The sequence below is a fragment of the Bradyrhizobium sp. WSM4874 genome, assembly GCF_055811835.1.
In genome coordinates this window covers 1-323 of sequence record NZ_JBVVPR010000248.1, presented here as the reverse complement: position 1 = coordinate 323, position 323 = coordinate 1, and the positions used below count along the sequence as shown (strand labels likewise).

1 protein-coding gene is annotated in these 323 nt (G+C 55.7%); it reads right to left on the bottom strand.

Annotation, left to right across the window (positions count from 1 at the left end):
- A partial coding sequence (locus AC0L3P_RS40230; protein WP_473309490.1) for a transposase occupies positions 1 to 323 on the bottom strand: 323 nt, incomplete at both ends.

The following is a 323-nucleotide window of genomic DNA, read 5'->3' as shown; positions in this document are numbered from 1 at the left end:
ACTTTCAAGCCTCGTTTAGCAAGCTTGATGATAGAGGTCGCACCAACGATCAGGAGCGTCCGTAGTTGCCGATTTCCGCGCTTTGATATCGCGCCGAGCCTTTCTTTCCCGCCGCTCGGTGTGAGCCCCGTCCAAGCCGCAAAATCTCGTGCAGTCGCAAAATCGCGAGCATCCACGACGGATGTCCGAACGGTAGCGGCGATGAGAGGACCGACACCCGGAATGCTCATCAGACGCCTTGCATCAGGGTCCTTTCTGACGGCAACCAAAATCTCTCTGTCGAGCTTCTCTATGCGGGTTGTAAGCAGCTCAATCTGTTCAGC